The following is a 21517-nucleotide window of genomic DNA, read 5'->3' on the forward strand; positions in this document are numbered from 1 at the left end:
CTGTCAGTCGACTGCCACCTGGGCTGCCAGTTTTGCCGGCAGCAGTCTGCAACTGGCCGGTTTTATTGGCCAGTGAGTGGCAAAAAGCCTGGCATGCATCTTGATAAAGCTCCTGTCACTGCCTACGCCTGTACAAGGCGGGGCGGATAAATTGGAGAACGTGATGATCATCGGCAACAACCTTCACGTGGACGCCTTCTACGACGAGGCGACCTCGACCATCAGCTACCTGGTCATGGACCGTGAAACCCGACAATGCGCATTGATCGACAGCGTGCTGGATTACGACCCCAAGTCCGGGCGCACCTGCAGCGCTTCGGCTGATCGCCTGATCGAGCGTGTGAACGAGCTGAATGCCAGTGTGCGGTGGGTGCTGGAAACCCATGTACACGCCGACCACCTTTCAGCCGCTGCCTACCTGAAGGAAAAGCTGGGCGGTCATACCGCTATCGGCGCGCATATCACCCAGGTGCAGAAAGTGTTTGGCGCCTTGTTCAATGCAGAGCCCGGATTCGCCCGTGATGGCAGCCAGTTCGATGTGCTGCTCGAAGACGAGGAAGGTTTCCGGATTGGCAACCTGCAGGCCCGGGCGCTGCACACACCTGGGCACACGCCCGCGTGCATGAGTTTCATGATCGAGGATGCCGGCGAGATTGCGGTATTTGTTGGAGACACCTTGTTCATGCCTGACTACGGCACCGCCCGCTGCGACTTCCCCGGGGCCGATGCCCGCACCTTGTACCGCTCAATCCGTCGCCTGCTGGCTTTCCCCGATCAGACTCGGTTGTTCATGTGCCACGACTACCTGCCAGGTGGCCGCGACATGCAGTACGTCACTACTGTCGCCGAGCAGCGCGCCCACAACATTCACATCCACCAGGGTATCGACGAGGACAGCTTCGTGGCCATGCGCGAAGCCCGCGACAAGACGCTCGAAATGCCGGTGCTGATATTGCCTTCAGTGCAGGTGAACATGCGCAGCGGCCAACTGCCCCCACCGGAGGCGAACGGTGTGAGCTATCTGAAAATCCCGCTGAACAAGCTGTAACCGCCCTGCCCTCCATAATCAGATTTCCAGGATTTACCGCCATGCCTGCCTCGTTGTCCCCTGCCAATACCGACCACCACAAAGTGGTCATCGTCGGTGCCGGTGCCGCCGGTATCGCCACTGCTTCCAGCCTGATCAGCCGCGACCCGTCGTTGGACGTCGCCTTGATCGACCCTGCCGAAGTGCACTATTACCAACCCGGCTGGACCATGGTCGGTGCAGGTGTGTTCAAGGCACCAAGCACGGCCCGCACCATGGCGTCGACCATTCCTCGTGGTGTGCGCTGGGTCAAGGCTCGGGTAAAGGGATTCGACCCGTTGGGCCAGCTGGTCATCCTCGATGATGGTCGCACCATCAGCTATGAACAGCTGATCGTCTGCCCCGGCCTCAAGCTGGACTGGGTGGCCATCGATGGGCTCAGCGAGACCCTGGGCCGCAACGGTGTCACCTCCAACTATCGCTACGACCTGGCGCCCTATACCTGGGAACTGGTGCAAAAGCTCAAGCAAGGACGCGCGGTGTTCTGCCAGCCGCCCATGCCGATCAAGTGCGCCGGTGCACCCCAGAAGGCGCTGTATCTGTCTTGCGACCACTGGCTACGCCATGGCCATTTGGGCGCGGTGAAAGCCAGCTTCTACAATGCGGGTGCCGTGTTGTTCGGTGTCGCCGACTACGTGCCCGCGCTGATGAAATACATCGAGAAATACGCCGTCGATCTCAACTTCTCCCACAGGCTGCTTGCCGTAGATGGCCCGGGCAAGCGCGCTACATTCTTGCGTACCTTGCCCGATGGCAGCAGCGAAACGCGCATCGAGGCCTTCGACATGCTGCACGTGGTGCCACCACAGGTGGCGCCAGACTTCATTCGCGAAAGCCCCTTGGCCGATAGCTCCGGCTGGGTCGACGTCGATCCGCATACCCTGCGCCATCGCAAATACACCAACGTTCATGCCCTGGGTGACGTGGCTAACACCAGCAATGCCAAGACCGCCGCGGCGGCCCGCAAGCAGGCACCGGTGGTCGCCAACAATGTGCTGGTGGCATTGGGCAGGCTGGGAACCCTGGCCCATTACGACGGCTATGGCTCGTGCCCGCTTACCGTCGAGCGCGGCAAGATCGTCCTGGCCGAGTTCACCTATGGCGGCAAGCTGGCACCGAGCTTCCCCAATTGGTTGCTGGATGGCCGCAAGCCAACACGCTTGGCCTGGCTGCTCAAGGCACAGGCGCTGCCACCGTTGTACTGGCAAGGCATGCTCAAGGGGCGCGAGTGGTTGGCACGTCCGCAACTGGTAGCCGAGGGTGGGCAGTGATCGAGCATCAACTGTTAGGGGCGGGCCTGGGCGCAATCATCGGCGCGGTGCTGGCACTGACCGGCGCAGGCGGTGGCATTCTCGCTGTACCCTTGCTGGTGTTCGGCCTGGGGTTATCGATAGTCGAGGCGGCCCCGGTCGGCCTGCTGGCTGTTGGTTTGGCTGCGGGGGTTGGCGCAGTGCTGGGCTTGCGCCAAGGGCTGGTGCGTTATCGGGCTGCGCTGTTCATTGCGTCGGTTGGTGTGGCAGCAGCGCCGTTCGGGCTGATGCTGGCGCACCGCCTGCCAAATACACCGTTGCAGCTGGTATTCGCCGGGGTGCTGGTTTATGCCTGCCTGCGTATCTGGCGCAAGGCGGCCAAAGAACTGCGTGGCGAAGCCAATGAAGCTCATCGCTTTATCGAGCCGTGTGTGCTGAACCCGCTGCAGGGTCGTTTGCGCTGGACCCTGCCCTGCGCGCGCGCATTGGCATTCACGGGGGCCTTGTCCGGCTTGTTGTCCGGCCTGCTCGGCGTGGGTGGGGGGTTCGTCATCATCCCGGCCCTGAACCGCTACACCAATCTGCGCATGGCCAGCATCGTCTCCACCTCGCTGGCGGTGATTGCCCTGGTCTCTACCGGCAGTGTGGTCAGCGCCAGCCTTGCGGGCGTCATGCACTGGCAGGTTGGCGCCCCGTTTGCCGTCGGCGCGGTGCTCGGCCTGTTGCTGTCGCGACCATTGGCAGCCAGGTTGGCCGGGCCGCGCCTGCAGCAGATGTTTGCCTTGGCAGGTTGGGCCGCTGCCTTGTTGTTGGCCGGCAAGGCGTTACTGGGCTAGCAACTCGCTCTGTTCGGCCGCGCACAACGCCAGCAGGTAGTCCCACACCACCCGCAGGCGCACAGACTTGTGCAGCTCGCGGCGGGTGCAGATCCAGTAGCTGCGCTGGATGGTCTCACCCGGCAGCACGCGCACCAGTGTCGGGTCGTGGCGGGCCATGTAATTGGGCAGCACGGCGATGCCCAGCCCCGCGCGGGCGGCGGCTTGTTGGGCGATCACGCTGGTGCTGCGAAACACCACGTTGGGTGCTCGGCAGAAACTGTTGAGAAACAGCAGTTCCTGGCTGAACAGCAAATCGTCGACGTAGCCGATCCAGCTGTGCCGAGCCAGGTCTTCGCGGTGGCGCAGTGGCGGCGCGCGGTCCAGGTAGTCCTGGCTGGCGTATAGCGCCAAGCGGTAGTCGGTGAGTTTGCGGGTGATCAGCAGGTCGGCGTTGGGTCGCTCCAGATGGATACTGATTTCCGCCTCGCGGTTGAGGATGCTGACGAAACGCGGCACCGCTACCAGCTCCACTTCCAGGCCGGGGTAGCGCTCGAACAACGCGTTCATGCGCGGGGTGAAGAACATGATGCCGATGCCTTCGGTTACCCCCAGGCGAATCTTGCCCAGCGGGGTGATGGCCTGGGTGATTTCTTCCTGCGCCAGCAGGGCGACATTTTCCATGGCTTCGGCATGCTTGAGCAGGGCTTGGCCCGATGGGGTCAGCTCGTACCCCTGGGCATGCTGCACGAACAGCGCGGTCCCCAGGCTCTGCTCGATGCTCTCGATGTGCCGGGCCACGGTGCTGTGGGTAGTGTTGAGGCGCTTGGCGGCGGTCAGCAGGCGGCCGCTGCGCTGCAACTCGAGGAAAAACCGCAGATCGTTCCAGTCGAACATGCTTGTCCTTTTTGGCAGTTCGTTCCGGCCTCTCCGCGGGCAGTCCAGGTGCGCTGAACATCCTGCAGGCAACGTGGCCCCGGTGGGAGCGGGCGAGCCCGCGAAGAGGTCGGTACAGGCTTGCCACTGTGCTAAAACGCACAGCGGCTGCGCGAAATCTCGTGTTTCCACCACGAAATTACTCACTAAGATGGACCGGGACAAGAATAAAAAACAGGCGCGAGGTTGCACATGCCATCAGCCGATTCTGTCTTCGACTACGTGGTGGTGGGGGCCGGTCCCGCCGGATGCCTGCTGGCCAATCGTTTGTCCGCCGACCCTTCCTGCCGCGTGCTGCTGCTGGAGGCGGGTGGTCGTGACAATTATCCCTGGATCCACATCCCCGTCGGTTACCTCTACTGCATCGGCAACCCACGCACCGACTGGTGCTTCAAGACCGAGGCACAGCCTGGCCTCGGCGGTCGCGCTTTGGGTTATCCAAGGGGCAAGGTGCTAGGTGGCTGTTCTTCAATCAACGGCATGATTTACATGCGGGGCCAAGCCGCCGACTATGACCATTGGGCCGCGCAAGGCAACGACGGCTGGGCGTGGAAAGATGTGTTGCCGCTGTTCAAGGCCAGTGAAAACCACTTTGCCGGCGCCAGTGAGCACCATGGCGCGGAGGGCGAATGGCGGGTCGAGCGCCAGCGCTACAGCTGGCCGATTCTTGATGCTTTCCGTGATGCCGCCGAGCAGAGCGGAATTGGCAAGGTCGAAGATTTCAACACCGGCGACAACCAAGGTTGTGGATATTTTCAGGTCAACCAGCGCAGTGGTGTGCGTTGGAACGCTTCCAAAGCCTTCCTGCGGCCGATCAAGGATCGCGCCAACCTCACTGTGCTGACTGGCGTGCAGGTTGACCAGGTACTGCTCGACAACACCCGCGCAAGGGCGGTGAAGGCGCTCTGGCAAGGGGCCTGGTATGAGTTTGCGGCGCGTCGCGAGATCATCCTCTGTGCTGGGGCGGTTGGTTCACCGGGCATCCTCCAGCGCTCCGGCATCGGTCCGCGTCAGTTGCTGGAAAGCTTGGGCATTGGCGTTCGCCACGATATGCCCGGCGTTGGTGGCAACTTGCAGGACCACCTGCAACTTCGCCTGATCTACCAGATCCGCAACACCCGCACCTTGAACCAGATGGCCAACAGCCTGTGGGGCAAGATGGGCATGGGCCTGCGTTACCTCTACGACCGCAGCGGGCCGCTGGCCATGGCGCCGAGCCAGTTAGGCGCGTTCGTGCGTTCAAGCCCCGAACAGGCCACCGCCAACCTTCAGTATCACGTGCAGCCGCTGTCACTGGAACGCTTCGGTGAGCCGTTGCATCAGTTCCCGGCCTTTACTGCCTCGGTGTGCAACCTGCGCCCAGCCAGCCGCGGGCGTATCGATATCTGCAGCACCGACATGAACAGCACACCGCTGATCGACCCCAATTACCTCAGTGCTCCCCAGGACTTGCGCGTTGCCGCAGAAGCCATTCGCCTTACCCGGCGCATCGTCCAGGCCCCTGCCCTCGCCGCTTTCGAGCCCAAGGAATATTTGCCGGGCCCAGCGCTGCAAAGCGAGCAAGAACTGTTCGAGGCCGCTGGCAAGATCGGCACCACCATCTTCCACCCGGTCGGTACCTGTCGCATGGGCAACGGTGCCATGGACGTTGTGGATAACCAACTGCGTGTACATGGCATCCCCGGTCTTCGCGTGGCAGATGCTTCGATCATGCCGCAGATTACTTCCGGCAATACATGTTCCCCCACCCTGATGATCGCTGAAAAGGCGGCGCAACTGATCCTCAAAGGAGCTGCTACCCAGACCAACCTGAACGAAGACGCGTTACCGACGCCCTGACCCGGGTGCGTGCAGTACCGGCGGCTTGCGGTCAGAAGTCGCCGACAGTGGAACAACAAGAATAATCACTGTGGCCTACGGGCCGAGGACAGCAACGATGTCGGATTACATCCAAGAGCAGGATGCGGTGGCCAGCAGCCCCAGCCGCCGTGAAGAACGCAAGATCATTTTCGCGTCATCCCTCGGGACGGTTTTCGAGTGGTATGACTTTTTTCTCTATGGTGCGTTGGCAGCGGTCATCAGCAAGCAGTTCTTCGCTGGCGTAAACGATACCACCGCTTTCATCTTCGCCCTTATGGCCTTTGCTGCAGGCTTTCTGGTGCGGCCGTTTGGCGCGCTGGTGTTCGGCCGCCTGGGTGACATGATCGGGCGCAAGTACACCTTTCTGGTCACCATCGTGCTGATGGGCCTGTCCACTTTCGCTGTTGGGTTGTTGCCCACCTACGCCAGCATCGGCATCGCCGCACCGATCATCCTGGTGGTCCTGCGCATGCTTCAGGGGCTGGCGCTGGGCGGTGAGTATGGCGGTGCCGCCACTTACGTGGCCGAGCATGCGCCCCCCGGCAAGCGTGGCTTGCACACCGGTTTCATCCAGTCCACCGCAACGCTGGGCCTGTTGTTGTCGCTCTTGGTGGTGCTGGGTAGTCGCTACGTCAGTGGCGACCAGTTCGAAACCTGGGGCTGGCGCTTGCCGTTCCTGCTGTCGATCGTGCTGCTGGCGATCTCGACCTGGATTCGCATGAGCATGCACGAGTCGCCGGCCTTTGTGAAAATGAAGGCTCAGGGCAAGGTCAGCAAGTCGCCCATCCGCGAGTCCTTCACCTCCTGGCCAAACCTGAAAGTGGTGCTTACCGCCCTGTTCAGTATCAACGCGGGGCAGGCGGTGACCTTTTACACGGCGCAGTTCTACGTTCTGTTCTTCATGACCCAGATGCTGAAAATGGACTCGGCTCAGGCCAATACCCTGCTCATCATCAGCGTTGTGATTGGCGCGCCGTTCTTCGTGTTCTTCGGCTGGTTGTCCGACCGTATCGGCCGCAAGCCGATCCTGATGCTCGGCCTGTTGCTGGCTACGGTACTGTACTTCCCGCTGTTCAAGGCGCTGAGCCACTACGCCAACCCACAGATCGACGCCGCCAGCCGTCAGGCGCCGATCGTGGTCACCGCCGACCCGCAAGGCTGCACATTCCAGTTCGACCCAGTGGGCAAGGCTCGTTTTGACAGCCCGTGCGACAAGGTCAAGACCTTCCTGGTCAAGCAGGGCCTGCCGTACAGCTCGGTAAGCGTGGCCGGCAGTGAAGTGGTGGTGAACATCGGTGACAAGACCATCAACGGATTTGACGAAACTGCCATGCGTGCTGCAATCGAGCAGGCTGGTTACCCGGCCAAAGCCGACCCTGCGCAGGTCAATCAGGTAATGGTGGTGGTACTGATCGTGGCGATGATCCTGATCGCGACCATGACCTATGGCCCGTTGGCGGCGGTGATGGTCGAGCTCTTCCCGACCCGCATCCGCTACACCTCGATGTCACTGCCCTACCACATTGGTAATGGCTGGTTCGGTGGTTTCCTGCCTACCGTATCGTTCGCGCTGGTGGTCTATACCGGGGATATCTTCTACGGGCTGTGGTACCCGGTGCTGGTGACCGGGATCAGCCTGGTGGTAGGGATCTTCTGTCTGAAGGAAACCAAGGATGTAGATATCGACAAAGTCTGATGCTGTCCACATGCCATAAAAAAACCGGCTGTAAAAGCCGGTTTTTTTATGCCTCAAAAAAACTTATGCACGATTTTCAGAAAAAATTCATACAGAAAAATAAATAGCAAATTCAAATACTTAGCTATCAATTCAAGCATTTAATCCAAAAACTGCACACAAGTTATCCACAGAAGGTCATGCCATCTGCTCCTGAGGTTTTTCCTCTGCTGGCGGCAGCGATCCCATGGCCCGCTGGGTCGCTTCGTTCCAGGCTGCAGCGCGGTCGTTGAGTTCGGCGATGGCCCGTGGCCCAGTGCCGTTGGCGTACATCGGTTCGCCAATTATCACTTCGATTGTACCGGCACGCTTGCCCCAACCGGTCTTGGGCCAGAACTTGCCGGCGTTGTGGGCAATCGGCAGCACCGGCAGCCCGGCATTCACGGCCAGTGCGGTACCGCCGCGGGAGAACTTGCCGATGGTGCCGAACGGCACACGGGTGCCTTCTGGAAAAATCAGCACCCACGTCTTCTGCTTGAGCAGTTCGTCACCCTTGCTCGCCACCTGGCGCAGCGCTTCCTTGGGGTTGTCGCGGTTGATCGCGATGGGCCGCAGCATGGCCATGGCCCAACCGAAGAACGGTACATACAGCAGTTCGCGCTTGAGCACTTGGCTAAGCGGCGAGAAGTACTGCGACAGGAAGAAGGTTTCCCAGGTGCTCTGGTGATTGGACAGAATCACGCAAGGCTCAGCTGGCACGTTCTCGGCGCCAGTGATCTTGTAGTCGATGCCCAGGATGGTGCGCACCAGAAACAGCGCGCAGCGGCACCAGTACACGTTGATGAACCTGTAGCGCTTGGGGAACGACAGGAACGGCGCGACGAAGAAGCTCAGCGAGCACCACAGCAGCGAACTGGTGCCCAGCAGCAGGTAAAAAAGAAAGATTCTGATCGCCTGCAGGATCGACATAGTGGCTTGTACCATTGCGGGCATGCCCGCCTGAGAAAAATGCGCCCGAAGGCGCACTGTTTAAATTAGTTCTCTGGCGATAGCTGCCAGATCGTCGAAAATCAGTGTAGTTTCCGGGACGCCTTTTTCCAGGGTCCGCTCACCTTTGCCGGTCTTCACCAGCACGGGTTGTGCACCGACGGCCAGGGCGGCCTCCAGGTCACCTTTGCTGTCGCCGACGAACCAGACGCCTTCAAGGCCAATCTGGTAATGCTCGGCGATCGCCCGCAGCATGCCGGGCTTGGGCTTGCGGCAATCGCACCCTTCGTCCGGCCCATGCGGGCAATACACGATGTGGCCCACTTCGCCGCCCTGCTCGGCCACTAGCGCGCGCAGGCGCGCATGCATGGCCTCAAGGGTTGCCAGCGGGTAGTAGCCACGGGCAATGCCGGACTGGTTGGTGGCCACGGCCACCGTCCAGCCCGCCTTGCTCAACTGCGCGATCGCATCGACCGAACCGGGGATCGGCACCCATTCTTCCAGCGTCTTGATGTACGCATCGGAGTCGTAGTTGATCACCCCGTCACGGTCGAGAATCAGCAGTTTCAAGGCTTACCCCAGCAGCGAAATGTCAGCCACGCCCAGGAACAGGCCGCGCAGGCGGCTGAGCAGGGCATAACGGTTGGCACGTACCTTGGCGTCTTCGGCGTTGACCATGACAGCCTCGAAGAAGGCATCGACCGGGTCACGCAGGGCCGCCAGGCGGGCCAGCGATTCGCTGTACTGACGTGCTGCAGCCATCGGTTGCACGGCCTGGTCGGCCTGCTGGATGGCCGAGTACAGGGAGAACTCGTTGGCATTGTCGAAGTACTTCGGTTCGACCTGCTCGGCGATGGCACCCTCGGCCTTGCTCAGCAGGTTCGACACGCGCTTGTTCACCGCGGCCAAGGCCTCGGCTTCCGGCAGTTTGCGGAACGCCTGTACGGCTTGCACGCGCTGGTCGAAGTCCAGCGCGGAGCCTGGCTGCAGTGCGCGTACCGACAGGTACGTAGCCACGTCGATGCCTTCGTCTTCGTAACGCGCGCGCAGGCGGTCGAAAATGAACTCCAGTACTTGCTCGGCCAGGCCGGCGGCCTTGACCTTGGGGCCGAACTGCTTGACCGCGAACTCGACCGCACCGGTCAGGTCCAGGTCCAGTTGCTTCTCGATCAGGATCCGCAGCACGCCCAGAGCAGCACGGCGCAAGGCGTACGGGTCCTTGCTGCCGGTAGGCAGCATGCCGATGCCGAAGATGCCCACCAGGGTGTCGAGCTTGTCGGCGATGGCCACGGCAGCACCGGTCAGGGTCTGCGGCAGCTCTGCACCAGCACCGCGCGGCATGTACTGCTCGTTCAGGGCCAGGGCCACGTCTTCCGGCTCACCGTCGTTGAGCGCGTAGTAGTAACCGGCAACACCCTGCATTTCAGGGAATTCGCCGACCATCTCGGTGGCCAGGTCGCACTTCGACAGCAGGCCGGCACGGCCAGCGCGCTGGGCATCGCCGCCGATCAGCGGGGCAACGAAGGCGGCCAGCCTGGAAACACGTTCGGCCTTGTCGTACACGGTGCCGAGCTGAGCCTGGAACACCACATTCTTGAGGCGCTCGTTGAAGGTTTCCAGTGGCTGCTTCTTGTCCTGCTTGAAGAAGAACTCGGCGTCGGTCAGGCGCGGGCGCACGACCTTTTCGTTGCCTTGCACGATCTGCTTCGGGTCGCGGCTTTCGATGTTGGCCACGGTAATGAAGCGCGGCAGCAGCTTGCCTTCGCTGTCCAGCAGGCAGAAGTACTTCTGGTTGTCCTGCATGGTGGTAATCAGGGCTTCCTGCGGCACTTCAAGGAAACGCTCTTCGAACGAGCACACCAGCGGCACTGGCCATTCGACCAGAGCAGTCACTTCGTCCAGCAGCGCCGGTGGCACGATGGCAGTGCCTTCCTGCTGCATGGCAAGCTCGGCGGTGCGCTTGCTGATCAGCTCGCGGCGCTCGGCGAAGTCGGCCAGCACGTACGCTTTACGCAGGTCTTCGACATAGTTTGCCGGTGTGGTGATGACCACGGCTTCCGGATGGTGGAAGCGGTGGCCACGGGATTCACGGCCGGCCTTCTGCGACAGAATGGTGCAGTCGACCACTTGGTCGCCCAGCAGCATTACCAGCCATTGGGTCGGGCGTACGAACTCTTCACGGCTGGTCGCCCAACGCATGCGCTTGGGGATCGGCAGGTCGTTCAGCGAATCTTCGACGATGGTCGGCAGCAGGTCAGTGGTGGCCTTGCCCGGGATGTGCTGGGAGAAGCGCAGCTTGGGGCCGCTCTGGTCGATTTCGGCCAGTTCAACACCGCACTTCTTGGCAAAGCCCAGCGCAGCCTGGGTCGGCTGGCCTTCGGCGTTGAAGGCTGCCTGCAGGGGCGGGCCGTCGATGTTGATGCTGCGGTCAGGCTGCTGCACGTCTAGCTGGCGAATCAGTACGGCCAGACGACGCGGCGCGGCGTACACCTGCTTGGCGGTGTAGTTCAGGCCAGCCGCCTGCAGGCCTTTTTCGATACCGGCCAGGAAAGCGTCGCCGAGGTTGGCGAGGGCCTTGGGTGGCAGCTCTTCGGTGCCCAGTTCTACCAGAAAATCTTGAGCACTCATTGTGCAGCCTCCAGCTTAGCCAACACTTCGTCACGCAGTTCAGGGGTGGCCATCGGGAAGCCCAGGCGTGCGCGGGCTTGCAGATAGCTTTGCGCCACGTCCCGGGCCAGGGTACGTACACGCAGGATGTAACGCTGGCGCTCGGTTACCGAGATGGCGCGGCGGGCGTCCAGCAGGTTGAAGGTGTGCGAGGCCTTCAGGACCATTTCATAGGTCGGCAGCGGCAGCTCCAGCTTGATCAGGCGGTTGGCTTCGCTTTCGTAGAAGTCGAACAGTTCGAACAGCTTGTCGACGTTGGCATGTTCAAAGTTGTAGGTCGACTGCTCCACCTCGTTCTGGTGGAACACGTCACCGTAGGTGACCTTGCCGAACGGGCCGTCGGCCCACACCAGGTCGTAAACCGAGTCGACGCCCTGGATGTACATGGCCAGGCGCTCCAGGCCGTAGGTGATTTCACCGGTGACCGGGTAGCACTCGATGCCGCCTACCTGCTGGAAGTAGGTGAACTGGGTGACTTCCATGCCGTTGAGCCAGATTTCCCAGCCCAGACCCCAGGCGCCGAGGGTCGGCGATTCCCAGTTGTCTTCGACGAAACGAATGTCGTGCACCAGCGGATCCAGGCCGATGGCTTTCAGCGAGCCGAGGTACAGCTCCTGGAAGTTGGCCGGGTTCGGTTTGAGCACCACCTGGAACTGGTAGTAGTGCTGCAGGCGGTTGGGGTTTTCGCCATACCGCCCGTCGGCAGGACGACGGCTAGGCTGCACATAGGCGGCGTTCCAGGTTTCTGGACCCACGGCGCGCAGGAATGTAGCGGTGTGGAAAGTGCCGGCGCCTACTTCCATATCGTAGGGCTGAAGTACCACACAACCTTGAGCTGCCCAGTAGTTCTGCAGGGCGAGGATCAGGTCTTGGAAGGTACGCACGGCTGGCGTAGGCTGGCTCACGAAATTCACCTGTATCTGGGGATGCGGATGTAAAGAGCGGGAGTATAACCTGATTCGCCTCGCCCTCTACTCATTGGAGCCTTATGCCACGCTGCTTTTGGTGTACCGACGATCCGTTGTACCAGGCCTACCACGACCAGGAATGGGGAATGCCACAGCGCGACCCGGCGTTGCTCTTCGAGATGCTTTTGCTCGAAGGGTTCCAGGCGGGGCTTTCGTGGATTACCGTTTTGCGCAAACGCGAGCGTTATCGCCAGGTGATGTACGGCTTCGACCCCTTAAAGCTGGCGGCCATGAGCGACGAACGTATCGAAGAATTGATGCAGGATGCAGGCATCATCCGCAATCGCCTCAAGCTCAAGGCTGCGCGGCGCAACGCCCAGGCCTGGCTGGCTGTGGATAACCCTGCCGAATGGCTGTGGTCGTTCGTCGGCGGCTCGCCGAAGATCAACCACTTCAAGGCTCGCGGCGACGTGCCGGCGGTTACCGATGAAGCCAAGGCAATGAGCAAGGCCCTGCAGAAAGCTGGCTTCACGTTCGTCGGTCCGACTATTTGCTACGCCTTCATGCAGGCCACCGGCATGGTCATGGACCACACCACCGACTGCGATCGCTACGCCGCCTTGTCGCGCTGAGGGTTACAATGCGCGCCTTGCTGAAATAAGGAATTCGCCTGTGGAAAAGTTCAAGGGCGCCCTGATGGTCGGGGTGCTGCGCCTGTTTGCCAAGCTGCCCTGGGGCGCTGTGCAGCGTGTCGGCGCCGGTATTGGCTGGCTGATGTGGAAAATCCCCAACAGTTCGCGCAACGTGGTACGGATCAACCTGGCCAAATGTTTCCCGGAGATGGACCCGGTTGCCCGTGAGCAACTGGTGGGCCAGGCGCTGCGGGATATCGGTAAATCCTTTGTCGAAAGTGCCTGTGCCTGGATATGGCCGCCACAGCGCTCGCTGGAGCTGGTCAAGGAAGTGCATGGCCTGGAAGTGCTGGAGCAGGCCCTGGCCTCGGGTAAAGGCGTGGTCGGCATCACCAGCCACCTGGGCAACTGGGAAGTGTTGAACCACTTCTACTGTAACCAGTGCAAACCGATCATCTTCTACCGCCCGCCGAAGCTGAAGGCGGTGGATGACCTGCTGCGCGAGCAGCGCGTGCAGATGGGTAATCGCGTGGCACCGTCGACCAAGGAAGGCATCCTCAGCGTGATCAAGGAAGTGCGCCGTGGTGGCCAGGTGGGTATTCCTGCCGACCCGGAGCCGGCGGAATCGGCGGGCGTGTTCGTGCCGTTCCTCGGCACCCAGGCGCTGACCAGCAAGTTCGTGCCGAACATGCTGGCCGGTGGCAAGGCGGTAGGCGTGTTCCTGCATGCGCTGCGGTTGCCTGATGGCTCGGGCTTCAAGGTGTTCCTCGAAGCTGCTCCGGAAGAGATGTACAGCACCGATGTGAACGTGTCGGCTGCGGCGATGAGCAAGGTGGTCGAGCGCTATGTGCGTGAGTACCCGAGCCAGTACATGTGGAGCATGAAGCGCTTCAAGAAGCGCCCGGCTGGCGAGCCGCGCTGGTATTAAGCCATTCACCGCCCTCTGTAGGAGCGGGTTTACCCGCGAATGCGATGTTTGATTCACCGACGCATTCGCGGGTAAACCCGCTCCTACAGGGGCCGCGTCAACCCGCTGCTTTGTTGAGCTTCTTCAGGAATACGGTCATCTCTTTTTCGGCCTGCTTGTCACCATGGGCCTGCGCCGCCACGATCCCGTCTTCCCACGCCTTGCGCGCCGCCGCCAGGTCGCCCTGCAACTGATAGGCCTTGCCCAGCAGCTTCCATGCTGCCGAGTATTTCGGATCCTGCTCTACACAGCGCGCCAGGTGCACCGCTGCTTCAGCGCCGTTGCCTTCATCCAGCCAGGCCTTGCCCAGGCCAAACCTCAGCAGCGGGTTATCCACACCTTTGGCCAGCATCTTCTCCAGCGACTCGCGCATGCCCTCTTCTCCTAGAAGAAACTCAAGCCGACGTGGAACAGCTTCTCCACATCGCGAATATGCTTTTTATCCACAACGAAGAGGATCACATGGTCCCCTGATTCGATCATGGTGTCGTCATGGGCAATCATCACCTCTTCATCACGGATGATCGCACCAATCGTGGTGCCCGGTGGCAGCGTAATGTCCTCGATTGCCTTGCCGACCACCTTGCTCGACTTCGAGTCCCCGTGTGCCACTGCCTCGATAGCCTCGGCTGCACCACGGCGCAGCGAGTGCACACTGACGATGTCGCCGCGACGGACGTGCGCCAGCAGGGTGCCGATGGTGGCGAGCTGCGGGCTGATAGCAATGTCGATTTCGCCGCCCTGCACCAGGTCGACATAAGCCGGGTTGTTGATGATGGTCATCACCTTGCCTGCGCCCAGGCGCTTGGCCAGCAGCGACGACATGATGTTGGCTTCGTCATCGTTGGTCAGGGCCAGGAAAATATCGGCGTCGGCGATGTTCTCTTCGAGCATCAGGTCTTTGTCCGAGGCGCTGCCTTGCAGGACTACAGTGCTTTCGAGGGTATCGGAGAGGTGGCGACAACGCGCCGGGCTCATCTCGATGATCTTCACCTGATATCGGCTTTCGATGGCTTCCGCCAGGCGCTCGCCAATCTGCCCGCCGCCGGCGATGACAATGCGTTTATTGGTCTCGTCGATGCGGCGCAGTTCGCCCATCACCGCGCGGATATCTTTCTTTGCGGCAATGAAGAACACCTCGTCGTCGGCTTCGATCACCGTGTCGCCACGCGGGGTGATCGGCCGGTCGCGGCGGAAGATGGCTGCCACGCGGGTGTCGACGTTGGGCATGTGCGCACGGATCTGGCGCAATTGCTGGCCGACCAGCGGGCCGCCATAGTAGGCCTTCACTGCCACGAGCTGGGCCTTGCCTTCGGCGAAGTCGATCACTTGCAGCGAGCCTGGGTGTTCGATCAGGCGCTTGATGTAATTGGTCACCACCTGCTCGGGGCTGATCAGAACGTCGACCGGGATATGGTCGTTGTCGAACAGCTCTTCGCGGGTCAGGTAGGACGATTCGCGCACCCGTGCAATCTTGGTCGGGGTATGGAACAGCGAATAGGCCACCTGGCAGGCAACCATGTTGGTCTCGTCACTGTTGGTTACCGCCACCAGCATGTCGGCGTCGTCGGCACCGGCCTGGCGCAGCACCGTCGGCAGTGAGCCGCGGCCCTGGACAGTGCGGATGTCCAGGCGGTCGCCGAGGTCGCGCAGGCGGTCGCCGTCGGTGTCGACCACGGTAATGTCGTTGGCTTCGCTGGCCAGGTGTTCAGCCAGCGTACCGCCTACCTGCCCTGCGCCGAGGATGATGATCTTCATGCGCTACTCCCTATCCTTTGTTCTTATCCGCGCGAGGCGGCGATCTTGATCAGCTTGGCATAGTAGAAACCGTCGTGGCCGCCTTCCTGGGCCAGCAACTGACGGCCGTGGGGCTGGCGCAGGCCGGCTTCGGTCGCCAGGTCCAGCTCACGGGCGCCCGGGGTGCGCGCGAGGAAGGCTTTGATCACTTCAGTGTTCTCGGTCGGCAAGGTGGAGCAGGTGGCGTATAGCAGCATGCCGCCCACTTCCAAGGTCGGCCACAGGGCATCGAGCAGCTCGCCTTGCAGCGTGGCCAAAGCCGGGATGTCGTCGGCTTGGCGGGCCAGCTTGATGTCCGGGTGGCGGCGAATTACGCCGGTGGCCGAGCACGGCGCGTCGAGCAGAATGCGCTGGAATGGCTTGCCGTCCCACCAGCTGGCAGTGTCGCGTGCATCGCAGGCGATCAGCTCGGCGTCCAGCTGCAGGCGGTCGAGGTTTTCTCGCACGCGGGTCAGCCGCTTGGCTTCGAGATCGATGGCCACCATGTGCGCCAGGCCAGCCTCGGCCTCCAGCAGGTGGCAGGTTTTGCCGCCCGGTGCGCAGCAAGCATCGAGCACGCGTTGGCCTGGGGCCAGTTCCAGCAGGTCGGCAGATAGCTGCGCAGCTTCGTCCTGCACGCTCACCCAGCCTTCGGCGAAGCCTGGCAGGCCGCGCACGTCACAGGCTTCGGCCAGTACGATGCCATCCCGGCTGTACTGGCATGCGCTGGCGCCAATGCCGGCTTCGGCCAGCAGTGCCAAGTAGGCATCGCGGCTATGGTGACGGCGATTGACCCGCAGAATCATCGGCGGGTGGGCATTGTTGGCGGCGCAGATGGCTTCCCACTGCTCTGGCCAGAAGGCTTTCAGCGCCTTCTGCAACCAGCGCGGGTGGGCGGTACGCACCACCGGGTCGCGCTCCATGCCGGCGAGCAGTTCCTCGCCTTCGCGCTGTGCTCGGCGCAGCACGGCATTGAGCAAGCCCTTGGCCCACGGCTTCTTCAGTTTGTCGGCACAGCCCACGGTCTCGCCGATGGCGGCATGGGCCGGAATGCGTGTGTAGAACAGCTGGTACAGGCCGACCAGCAGCAGTGCCTGAACATCGGCATCGGCTGCTTTGAACGGTTTTTGCAGCAGCTGTGCGGCCAGCAGGTCGAGGCGTGGCTGCCAGCGTGCGGTGCCGAACGCCAGGTCCTGGGTCAGGCCGCGGTCGCGTTCATCTACCTTGTCCAGTTGCGCGGGCAGCGAGCTGTTCAGCGAAGCCTTGCCGCTGAGCACAGCAGCAAGCGCACGGGCGGCGGCGAGGCGTGGGTTCATTGGCCCAGCACCTTGCCGGCGGCGAACTTCTCGCGGCGGCTGTTGAACAGGTCACTGAAGCTCAATGCCTTGCCACCAGGCAGTTGCAGGCGGGTCAGGCTCAGGGCTTGGTCACCGCACGCAACTACGAGGCCGTCCTTGCTGGCGGAAAGTATCTCGCCCGGGGCGCCTTGGCCTGTGGACAGGTTGGCGGCCAGCACCTTGACGCTTTCACCATCCAGGGTGCTGTGGCACACCGGCCATGGGTTGAAGGCGCGGATCAGGCGTTCCAGTTCGATCGCCGGGCGGGTCCAGTCGATACGCGCTTCGTCCTTGTTCAGTTTGTGCGCGTAGGTGGCCAGGGCATCATCCTGTACTTCACCTTGCAGCGAACCGTCTGCCAGGCCGGCGATGGCCTGAACGACTGCGGGCGGGCCCATTTCGGCCAGACGATCGTGCAAGGTGCCGCCGGTGTCCTCGGCGCTGATCGGGGTGACTACCTTGAGCAGCATCGGGCCGGTGTCCAGGCCAGCTTCCATGCGCATTACGGTCACGCCGCTTTCGGCGTCGCCGGCTTCCACGGCACGCTGGATCGGCGCCGCACCGCGCCAGCGTGGCAGCAGGGAGGCGTGGCTGTTGATGCAGCCCAGGCGCGGGATATCCAGCACCACCTGTGGCAGGATCAGGCCGTAGGCGACCACTACCATCAGGTCGGGTTTCAGTGCGGCCAGTTCGGCCTGCGCATCGGCGTCGCGCAGGGTCTGCGGCTGGAACACCGGGATGTCATGGGCCACTGCCAGTGCCTTGACCGCACTTGGCATCAGCTTCTGTCCACGACCGGCGGGGCGGTCGGGCTGGGTGTAGACGGCCACGATCTCGTAGGGGCTGTCGAGCAGGGCCTTGAGGTGTTCGGCGGCAAACTCTGGAGTGCCTGCAAAGACGATGCGCATGGAGTTCTCGCTTCAAAAAAGAAAAAGGCTTGCCGGAGCAAGCCTTCAGGAAGGTAGGGATCAGGCTTGCTGGCGGTGCTGCTTTTCCAGCTTCTTCTTGATCCGGTCGCGCTTGAGCTGCGACAGGTAGTCGACGAACAGCTTGCCGTTGAGGTGGTCGAATTCGTGCTGTACGCACACCGCCAGCAGGCCTTCGCATTCCAGTTCGAACGGCTTGCCGTCGCGGTCCTGGGCCTTGACCCGGACACGCAGCGGGCGGTCGACGTTTTCGTAGAAGCCCGGTACCGACAGGCAGCCCTCCTGGTACTGGCCCATGTCATGGGTCAGCTCTTCGACCGACGGGTTGATGAAGACGCGCGGTTCGCTGCGGTCTTCGCTGAGGTCCATGACCACAACCTGCTTGTGCACGTTCACCTGGGTAGCGGCCAGGCCGATGCCAGGGGCTTCGTACATGGTTTCAAACATGTCGTCGATCAGCTGACGCAGGGCGTCGTCGAACTCCGTCACCGGTTTGGCGAGGGTGCGCAGGCGCGGGTCCGGGAATTCGAGAATGTTCAAGATGGCCATAAGGTCAGGCAGTCACTGTGCGTTCGGTTGAAAACTGAGCACACATAATAAAGGGAAACGGGGATTTCGGCACCTGGCAAGCTCGTCTAGGGTGACTATGGGCTTGATAGCCCCCAGTCAATGGACAGCTTTTCAAAGTGTTACTCACAGAGTTATCCACAGCTTGTACCACGTAAATGGCCCTGTTTCGATCAAGGATGATCTCAATGCCCAGTCACCATTCGTCGCCCTGCCCGCCTGCCGAACTGGAGGCACGCTTACGCCTGCATCGCCTCCCCGAGGCTGGATTGCGGCGCTTTCGAACGTTGCTCGAAGCCTTCGGCAGTGCCTCCTCTGCGCTCAGTGCTCCCGCTTCGGCCTGGCGAGCGTTGGGCATCCCCCAAGCTACCATCGATGCCCGGCGCAGTGCCGAGGTGCGCGATGGCGCACTGGCCGCAATGGCTTGGCTGGAGCGCCCTGGCCAGCATTTGCTGATGTGGGACGGCCCAGACTACCCAGCCTTGCTGGCAGAAATCGACGATGCCCCGCCGCTGCTTTTTGTCGCTGGCGAACCTGCCTTGCTCGATCGTCCTCAGCTGGCGATCGTGGGCAGCAGACGTGCCACACCCCCGGCGCTCGACACCGCCCGGGCATTTTCCCGCTACCTCGCGCAGGCTGGTTTCACCATTACCAGCGGGCTGGCGGTAGGTGTCGACGGTGCCGCTCATCGGGCCGCGTTGCAGGCTGGCGGCGGCACGATTGCCGTGCTCGGTACGGGGTTGCAAAAACTTTATCCACAGCGGCATCGGGACCTTGCGCAGGCGATGATCGACAATGGCAGTGCGCTGGTTTCCGAGTATCCCCTGGATGCCGGGCCGCTGCCCGGCAACTTCCCACGGCGCAACCGCATCATCAGTGGGCTGTCGCTCGGTGTGCTGGTGGTCGAGGCGAGCCTCGCCAGCGGCTCGCTGATCACGGCGCGTCTGGCGGCGGAACAAGGCCGCGAGGTGTACGCCATTCCGGGCTCCATTCATCACCCGGGGGCCAAGGGGTGTCACCAGCTGATTCGTGATGGGGCGCTGCTGGTGGAAACTGTGGAGCAGATCCTGGAAAGCTTGCAGGGTTGGCAGAACCTGCCGCCTGCGGTTGTGGACAGATTTGACCATCCCCTGCTTGCCCTGCTGCATGCCGCACCCCAGACCAGTGAAAGCCTGGCCCACTGTAGCGAGCTGCCATTGGCCGACGTGCTGGCGCAGTTGACCGAGCTGGAGCTGGAAGGCCGGGTCAGCAATGAAGCCGGGCGTTGGTTTGCCCGCGCGGGCTAAGTACACTGCTCACATGCAAGGTATATAGGCGGAGAAACAGCAATGGTGAGCAGTTTTCGTGTGCAACAAGCCGCACGTGAGATCCGGGCGGGCGCGGTGATCGCCTACCCGACGGAAGCGGTCTGGGGCCTGGGCTGCGACCCATGGAACGAGGATGCGGTGTATCGCCTGCTGGCGCTGAAGTCGCGTCCTGTGGATAAAGGGCTGATTCTGATCGCTGACAATATCCGTCAGTTCGACTTCCTGTTCGAGGACTTCCCCGAAGACTGGATCGACCGCATGAGCAGCACCTGGCCGGGGCCGAACACCTGGCTGGTGCCGCACCAGGACCTGTTGCCCGAATGGGTGACCGGGCAGCATGACACGGTGGCGCTGCGGGTCAGTGATCACCCGGTGGTGCGTGAGCTGTGCGCGCTGGTGGGGCCGTTGATTTCCACCTCGTGCAACCCTGGCGGGCGCCCGGCGGCGAAGACCCGGTTGCGGGTTGAGCAGTACTTCCATGGCCAGTTGGACCTGGTGCTGGGTGGCGCTCTGGGCGGGCGGAAGAACCCGAGTGTGATTCGCAACCTGGCAACCGGCGAAGTTGTTCGGCCGGGCTGACATCTTTCCACAAGCCTTCTGCAGATTTTTCTGATTTGTCTCGGTTGGCGGGCGATTGTGTGAGGGCTGACGGGTGCCTGCCTTGAAGCTCTCTTCGCCTATGAGATCGAGCGCCGCCCGCGCGGCGCATCGCGAGCTGCGCTCGCTCCTACGTTTGTTTTTGGCCAGGAACGCCTGTTACAGGCGCGCGCGACCGCCTTGTTTTTACGATGCGATCTTGAGCCATACGCCAAAGCGTTCGCGCGCAAATGGCACAGAAATAATTGGCCCGAAACAAACGTAGGAGCGAGCGCAGCTCGCGATGCGCCGCGCGGGCGGCGCTCGATCTGCGCGACACCACAGAAACCAAGGCGAGCGCCTGGTTGCCGTTACGCGGTCTGCGTGCGCCAAATCGATTGAGGGGGTGGCCTAGGCCCTATCGCCCGAAAAAACAAAGGCCGCATAAGCGGCCCAAATGGTAAGGATGTACTCACCCGGATAACTTGAGTTCAGCCGACGCACCAGTACAACCTGAAGCAGAAACGCTTCGCTTCCAAACCAGCATGGTCAAGGCAGTGCCCTTTCTATCGCGTGCTGTGCATGCGCCTCCTGTTGCCATTTGCGTGATCAGGGTTTTCTGATTTTTGCCAAAATGGCTGTCCAGCTGGGCACTTCGGAAATATCCTACGAACCGCGTCTCCTTCCATCACCTTCTAAGTGGGAACCTCTGCCTCTAGGCTCTATCCGTCGCCGAATAACTTGGCGATCGGGTGTGGTAGCCCGGATGCATTTTTTCCATGACAGTCTATGGTGGCTGTGCGTGGGAGGCTTTCGAGCCTGCCTGGATTGGAAAATGCCCGGGTCTACCACCTCGCGTACAGTCGCCACCCATTCACGTGGTAGTGAAGGTTGGCGGCCTTGAGGAGCATTTTCCAATGATGAAGAAAATAGTCCCCGATCCACCCCTACCCTGCACCTCCACCCGCCCCTTCGGCCGCTGCGATGCCGGCCACGATCCACTCTTCACCGTCAACCCAAACATTTCTGCCGAGGACGCTCTGGTCCACGTAGCCCTGTACCTGCGCAGCGCTTACGAAACCGGCTACAAAGCTTTGGACTACATGCGTGAAGAAGGCCGTGGCATGTTCTGGTCGAACCTGCATGCGATTGAAATGGCAGAGGGTGTGATCGAGGCGATACTCGATGGCATCGAGTCGACTCCATTGCCGTCACGCCCAGCCTCCAAGGCATAGCGCTGCTAT

At 61.8% G+C, this 21517-nt stretch carries 20 protein-coding genes; 10 read left to right on the plus strand and 10 right to left on the minus strand.

What is annotated here, in order from left to right:
- Nucleotides 1-163 precede the first annotated feature (163 nt).
- From ACE4QZ_RS02345 to ACE4QZ_RS02355, 3 genes are read left to right on the plus strand one after another with little or no spacing between them, the layout of a single operon-like run.
- Nucleotides 164-1048, plus strand: coding sequence for an MBL fold metallo-hydrolase (locus ACE4QZ_RS02345; protein WP_010951461.1), 885 nt, complete (start codon nt 164-166; stop codon nt 1046-1048).
- A gap of 41 nt (nt 1049-1089) precedes the next feature.
- A complete protein-coding gene (locus ACE4QZ_RS02350; protein ID WP_021784546.1) occupies nt 1090-2358 on the plus strand; it encodes an FAD/NAD(P)-binding oxidoreductase in 1269 nt (422 codons plus the stop codon).
- Nucleotides 2355-3173: a sulfite exporter TauE/SafE family protein gene (locus tag ACE4QZ_RS02355; RefSeq protein WP_021784547.1), complete on the plus strand. Its 819-nt coding sequence runs from the start codon at nt 2355-2357 to the stop codon at nt 3171-3173. Before ACE4QZ_RS02350 ends, ACE4QZ_RS02355 begins: the two co-directional genes overlap by 4 nt.
- Here ACE4QZ_RS02355 and ACE4QZ_RS02360 read toward each other — a convergent pair.
- Nucleotides 3162-4049, minus strand: a complete 888-nt coding sequence (locus ACE4QZ_RS02360) for a LysR family transcriptional regulator (RefSeq protein WP_021784548.1) — start codon at nt 4047-4049, stop codon at nt 3162-3164. The genes ACE4QZ_RS02355 and ACE4QZ_RS02360 overlap by 12 nt on opposite strands.
- Nucleotides 4050-4280: 231 nt before the next feature.
- On the opposite strand from ACE4QZ_RS02360, the gene ACE4QZ_RS02365 reads away from it, so the two are divergent.
- Nucleotides 4281-5927 carry a GMC family oxidoreductase gene (locus ACE4QZ_RS02365; RefSeq protein WP_021784549.1) on the plus strand — a complete coding sequence of 549 codons (1647 nt, stop codon included), beginning with the start codon at nt 4281-4283 and terminating at the stop codon, nt 5925-5927.
- A gap of 97 nt (nt 5928-6024) precedes the next feature.
- Nucleotides 6025-7644 (plus strand): MFS transporter, encoded by a 1620-nt coding sequence (locus ACE4QZ_RS02370; protein WP_021784550.1) that lies wholly within the window; start codon nt 6025-6027, stop codon nt 7642-7644.
- 177 nt (nt 7645-7821) lie between these two features.
- Here the strand turns inward: ACE4QZ_RS02370 and ACE4QZ_RS02375 are convergent, their stop codons facing one another.
- From ACE4QZ_RS02375 to glyQ, 4 genes are read right to left on the minus strand one after another with little or no spacing between them, the layout of a single operon-like run.
- Nucleotides 7822-8607, minus strand: coding sequence for a lysophospholipid acyltransferase family protein (locus ACE4QZ_RS02375; protein ID WP_021784551.1), 786 nt, complete (start codon nt 8605-8607; stop codon nt 7822-7824).
- A 45-nt stretch (nt 8608-8652) separates the two neighbouring features.
- Entirely contained in the window at nt 8653-9180 is a 528-nt protein-coding gene (gene gmhB, locus ACE4QZ_RS02380; protein WP_003253129.1) for a D-glycero-beta-D-manno-heptose 1,7-bisphosphate 7-phosphatase, read from the minus strand.
- A gap of 3 nt (nt 9181-9183) precedes the next feature.
- The gene (gene glyS, locus ACE4QZ_RS02385) at nt 9184-11238 is read right to left on the minus strand and encodes a glycine--tRNA ligase subunit beta (RefSeq protein WP_021784552.1); all 2055 of its coding nucleotides are present in this window, start codon (nt 11236-11238) and stop codon (nt 9184-9186) included.
- Nucleotides 11235-12182, minus strand: a complete 948-nt coding sequence (glyQ, locus tag ACE4QZ_RS02390) for a glycine--tRNA ligase subunit alpha (RefSeq protein WP_003253126.1) — start codon at nt 12180-12182, stop codon at nt 11235-11237. Before glyQ ends, glyS begins: the two co-directional genes overlap by 4 nt.
- Nucleotides 12183-12265: 83 nt before the next feature.
- Here glyQ and ACE4QZ_RS02395 point away from each other — a divergent pair, with 83 nt between their 5' ends.
- Both ACE4QZ_RS02395 and ACE4QZ_RS02400 read left to right on the plus strand, forming a co-directional pair.
- Nucleotides 12266-12817 (plus strand): DNA-3-methyladenine glycosylase I, encoded by a 552-nt coding sequence (locus tag ACE4QZ_RS02395; RefSeq protein ID WP_021784553.1) that lies wholly within the window; start codon nt 12266-12268, stop codon nt 12815-12817.
- A gap of 40 nt (nt 12818-12857) precedes the next feature.
- Nucleotides 12858-13745 (plus strand): lysophospholipid acyltransferase, encoded by an 888-nt coding sequence (locus ACE4QZ_RS02400; protein WP_003253121.1) that lies wholly within the window; start codon nt 12858-12860, stop codon nt 13743-13745.
- Between the two features lie 97 nt (nt 13746-13842).
- Here ACE4QZ_RS02400 and ACE4QZ_RS02405 read toward each other — a convergent pair whose 3' ends face one another.
- The 5 genes from ACE4QZ_RS02405 to def are packed head-to-tail and all read right to left on the minus strand — an operon-like array spanning nt 13843 to nt 18372.
- Nucleotides 13843-14157 carry a tetratricopeptide repeat protein gene (locus ACE4QZ_RS02405; RefSeq protein WP_014589214.1) on the minus strand — a complete coding sequence of 105 codons (315 nt, stop codon included), beginning with the start codon at nt 14155-14157 and terminating at the stop codon, nt 13843-13845.
- A gap of 11 nt (nt 14158-14168) precedes the next feature.
- Nucleotides 14169-15542 carry a Trk system potassium transporter TrkA gene (gene trkA / locus ACE4QZ_RS02410; protein ID WP_021784554.1) on the minus strand — a complete coding sequence of 458 codons (1374 nt, stop codon included), beginning with the start codon at nt 15540-15542 and terminating at the stop codon, nt 14169-14171.
- A gap of 23 nt (nt 15543-15565) precedes the next feature.
- A complete protein-coding gene (gene rsmB / locus ACE4QZ_RS02415) occupies nt 15566-16876 on the minus strand; it encodes a 16S rRNA (cytosine(967)-C(5))-methyltransferase RsmB (protein WP_021784555.1) in 1311 nt (436 codons plus the stop codon).
- Nucleotides 16873-17805, minus strand: coding sequence for a methionyl-tRNA formyltransferase (fmt, locus tag ACE4QZ_RS02420; RefSeq protein ID WP_021784556.1), 933 nt, complete (start codon nt 17803-17805; stop codon nt 16873-16875). Before fmt ends, rsmB begins: the two co-directional genes overlap by 4 nt.
- Before the next feature lie 60 nt (nt 17806-17865).
- Nucleotides 17866-18372 (minus strand): peptide deformylase, encoded by a 507-nt coding sequence (def, locus tag ACE4QZ_RS02425; RefSeq protein ID WP_003253111.1) that lies wholly within the window; start codon nt 18370-18372, stop codon nt 17866-17868.
- Nucleotides 18373-18578: 206 nt separating this feature from the next.
- Here def and dprA point away from each other — a divergent pair, with 206 nt between their 5' ends.
- The 3 genes from dprA to ACE4QZ_RS02440 all read left to right on the plus strand — a co-directional run bounded on the left by dprA (nt 18579) and on the right by ACE4QZ_RS02440 (nt 21508).
- Nucleotides 18579-19676, plus strand: a complete 1098-nt coding sequence (dprA, locus tag ACE4QZ_RS02430) for a DNA-processing protein DprA (RefSeq protein ID WP_084850788.1) — start codon at nt 18579-18581, stop codon at nt 19674-19676.
- Between the two features lie 42 nt (nt 19677-19718).
- Nucleotides 19719-20276, plus strand: coding sequence for an L-threonylcarbamoyladenylate synthase (locus ACE4QZ_RS02435; RefSeq protein ID WP_014859478.1), 558 nt, complete (start codon nt 19719-19721; stop codon nt 20274-20276).
- A 914-nt stretch (nt 20277-21190) separates the two neighbouring features.
- The gene (locus tag ACE4QZ_RS02440; RefSeq protein ID WP_021784558.1) at nt 21191-21508 is read left to right on the plus strand and encodes a hypothetical protein; all 318 of its coding nucleotides are present in this window, start codon (nt 21191-21193) and stop codon (nt 21506-21508) included.
- The last annotated feature ends 9 nt before the right edge of the window (nt 21509-21517 follow it).

The organism is Pseudomonas sp. DCA-1, from assembly GCF_046523955.1.
Lineage (GTDB): Bacteria > Pseudomonadota > Gammaproteobacteria > Pseudomonadales > Pseudomonadaceae > Aquipseudomonas > Aquipseudomonas putida_Y.

What these genes read in the sequence shown, in the direction of transcription:
- ACE4QZ_RS02345 (WP_010951461.1), top strand. Translation starts at nt 164, where the DNA reads ATGATCATCGGCAACAACCTTCACGTGGACGCCTTCTACGACGAGGCG.
- ACE4QZ_RS02360 (WP_021784548.1), bottom strand. Translation starts at nt 4,049, where the DNA reads ATGTTCGACTGGAACGATCTGCGGTTTTTCCTCGAGTTGCAGCGCAGC.
- ACE4QZ_RS02365 (WP_021784549.1), top strand. Translation starts at nt 4,281, where the DNA reads ATGCCATCAGCCGATTCTGTCTTCGACTACGTGGTGGTGGGGGCCGGT.
- def (WP_003253111.1), bottom strand. Translation starts at nt 18,372, where the DNA reads ATGGCCATCTTGAACATTCTCGAATTCCCGGACCCGCGCCTGCGCACC.
- ACE4QZ_RS02395 (WP_021784553.1), top strand. Translation starts at nt 12,266, where the DNA reads ATGCCACGCTGCTTTTGGTGTACCGACGATCCGTTGTACCAGGCCTAC.
- ACE4QZ_RS02375 (WP_021784551.1), bottom strand. Translation starts at nt 8,607, where the DNA reads ATGGTACAAGCCACTATGTCGATCCTGCAGGCGATCAGAATCTTTCTT.
- ACE4QZ_RS02405 (WP_014589214.1), bottom strand. Translation starts at nt 14,157, where the DNA reads ATGCGCGAGTCGCTGGAGAAGATGCTGGCCAAAGGTGTGGATAACCCG.
- fmt (WP_021784556.1), bottom strand. Translation starts at nt 17,805, where the DNA reads ATGCGCATCGTCTTTGCAGGCACTCCAGAGTTTGCCGCCGAACACCTC.
- dprA (WP_084850788.1), top strand. Translation starts at nt 18,579, where the DNA reads ATGCCCAGTCACCATTCGTCGCCCTGCCCGCCTGCCGAACTGGAGGCA.
- ACE4QZ_RS02440 (WP_021784558.1), top strand. Translation starts at nt 21,191, where the DNA reads ATGATGAAGAAAATAGTCCCCGATCCACCCCTACCCTGCACCTCCACC.
- ACE4QZ_RS02350 (WP_021784546.1), top strand. Translation starts at nt 1,090, where the DNA reads ATGCCTGCCTCGTTGTCCCCTGCCAATACCGACCACCACAAAGTGGTC.
- rsmB (WP_021784555.1), bottom strand. Translation starts at nt 16,876, where the DNA reads ATGAACCCACGCCTCGCCGCCGCCCGTGCGCTTGCTGCTGTGCTCAGC.
- trkA (WP_021784554.1), bottom strand. Translation starts at nt 15,542, where the DNA reads ATGAAGATCATCATCCTCGGCGCAGGGCAGGTAGGCGGTACGCTGGCT.
- ACE4QZ_RS02370 (WP_021784550.1), top strand. Translation starts at nt 6,025, where the DNA reads ATGTCGGATTACATCCAAGAGCAGGATGCGGTGGCCAGCAGCCCCAGC.
- glyS (WP_021784552.1), bottom strand. Translation starts at nt 11,238, where the DNA reads ATGAGTGCTCAAGATTTTCTGGTAGAACTGGGCACCGAAGAGCTGCCA.
- ACE4QZ_RS02435 (WP_014859478.1), top strand. Translation starts at nt 19,719, where the DNA reads ATGGTGAGCAGTTTTCGTGTGCAACAAGCCGCACGTGAGATCCGGGCG.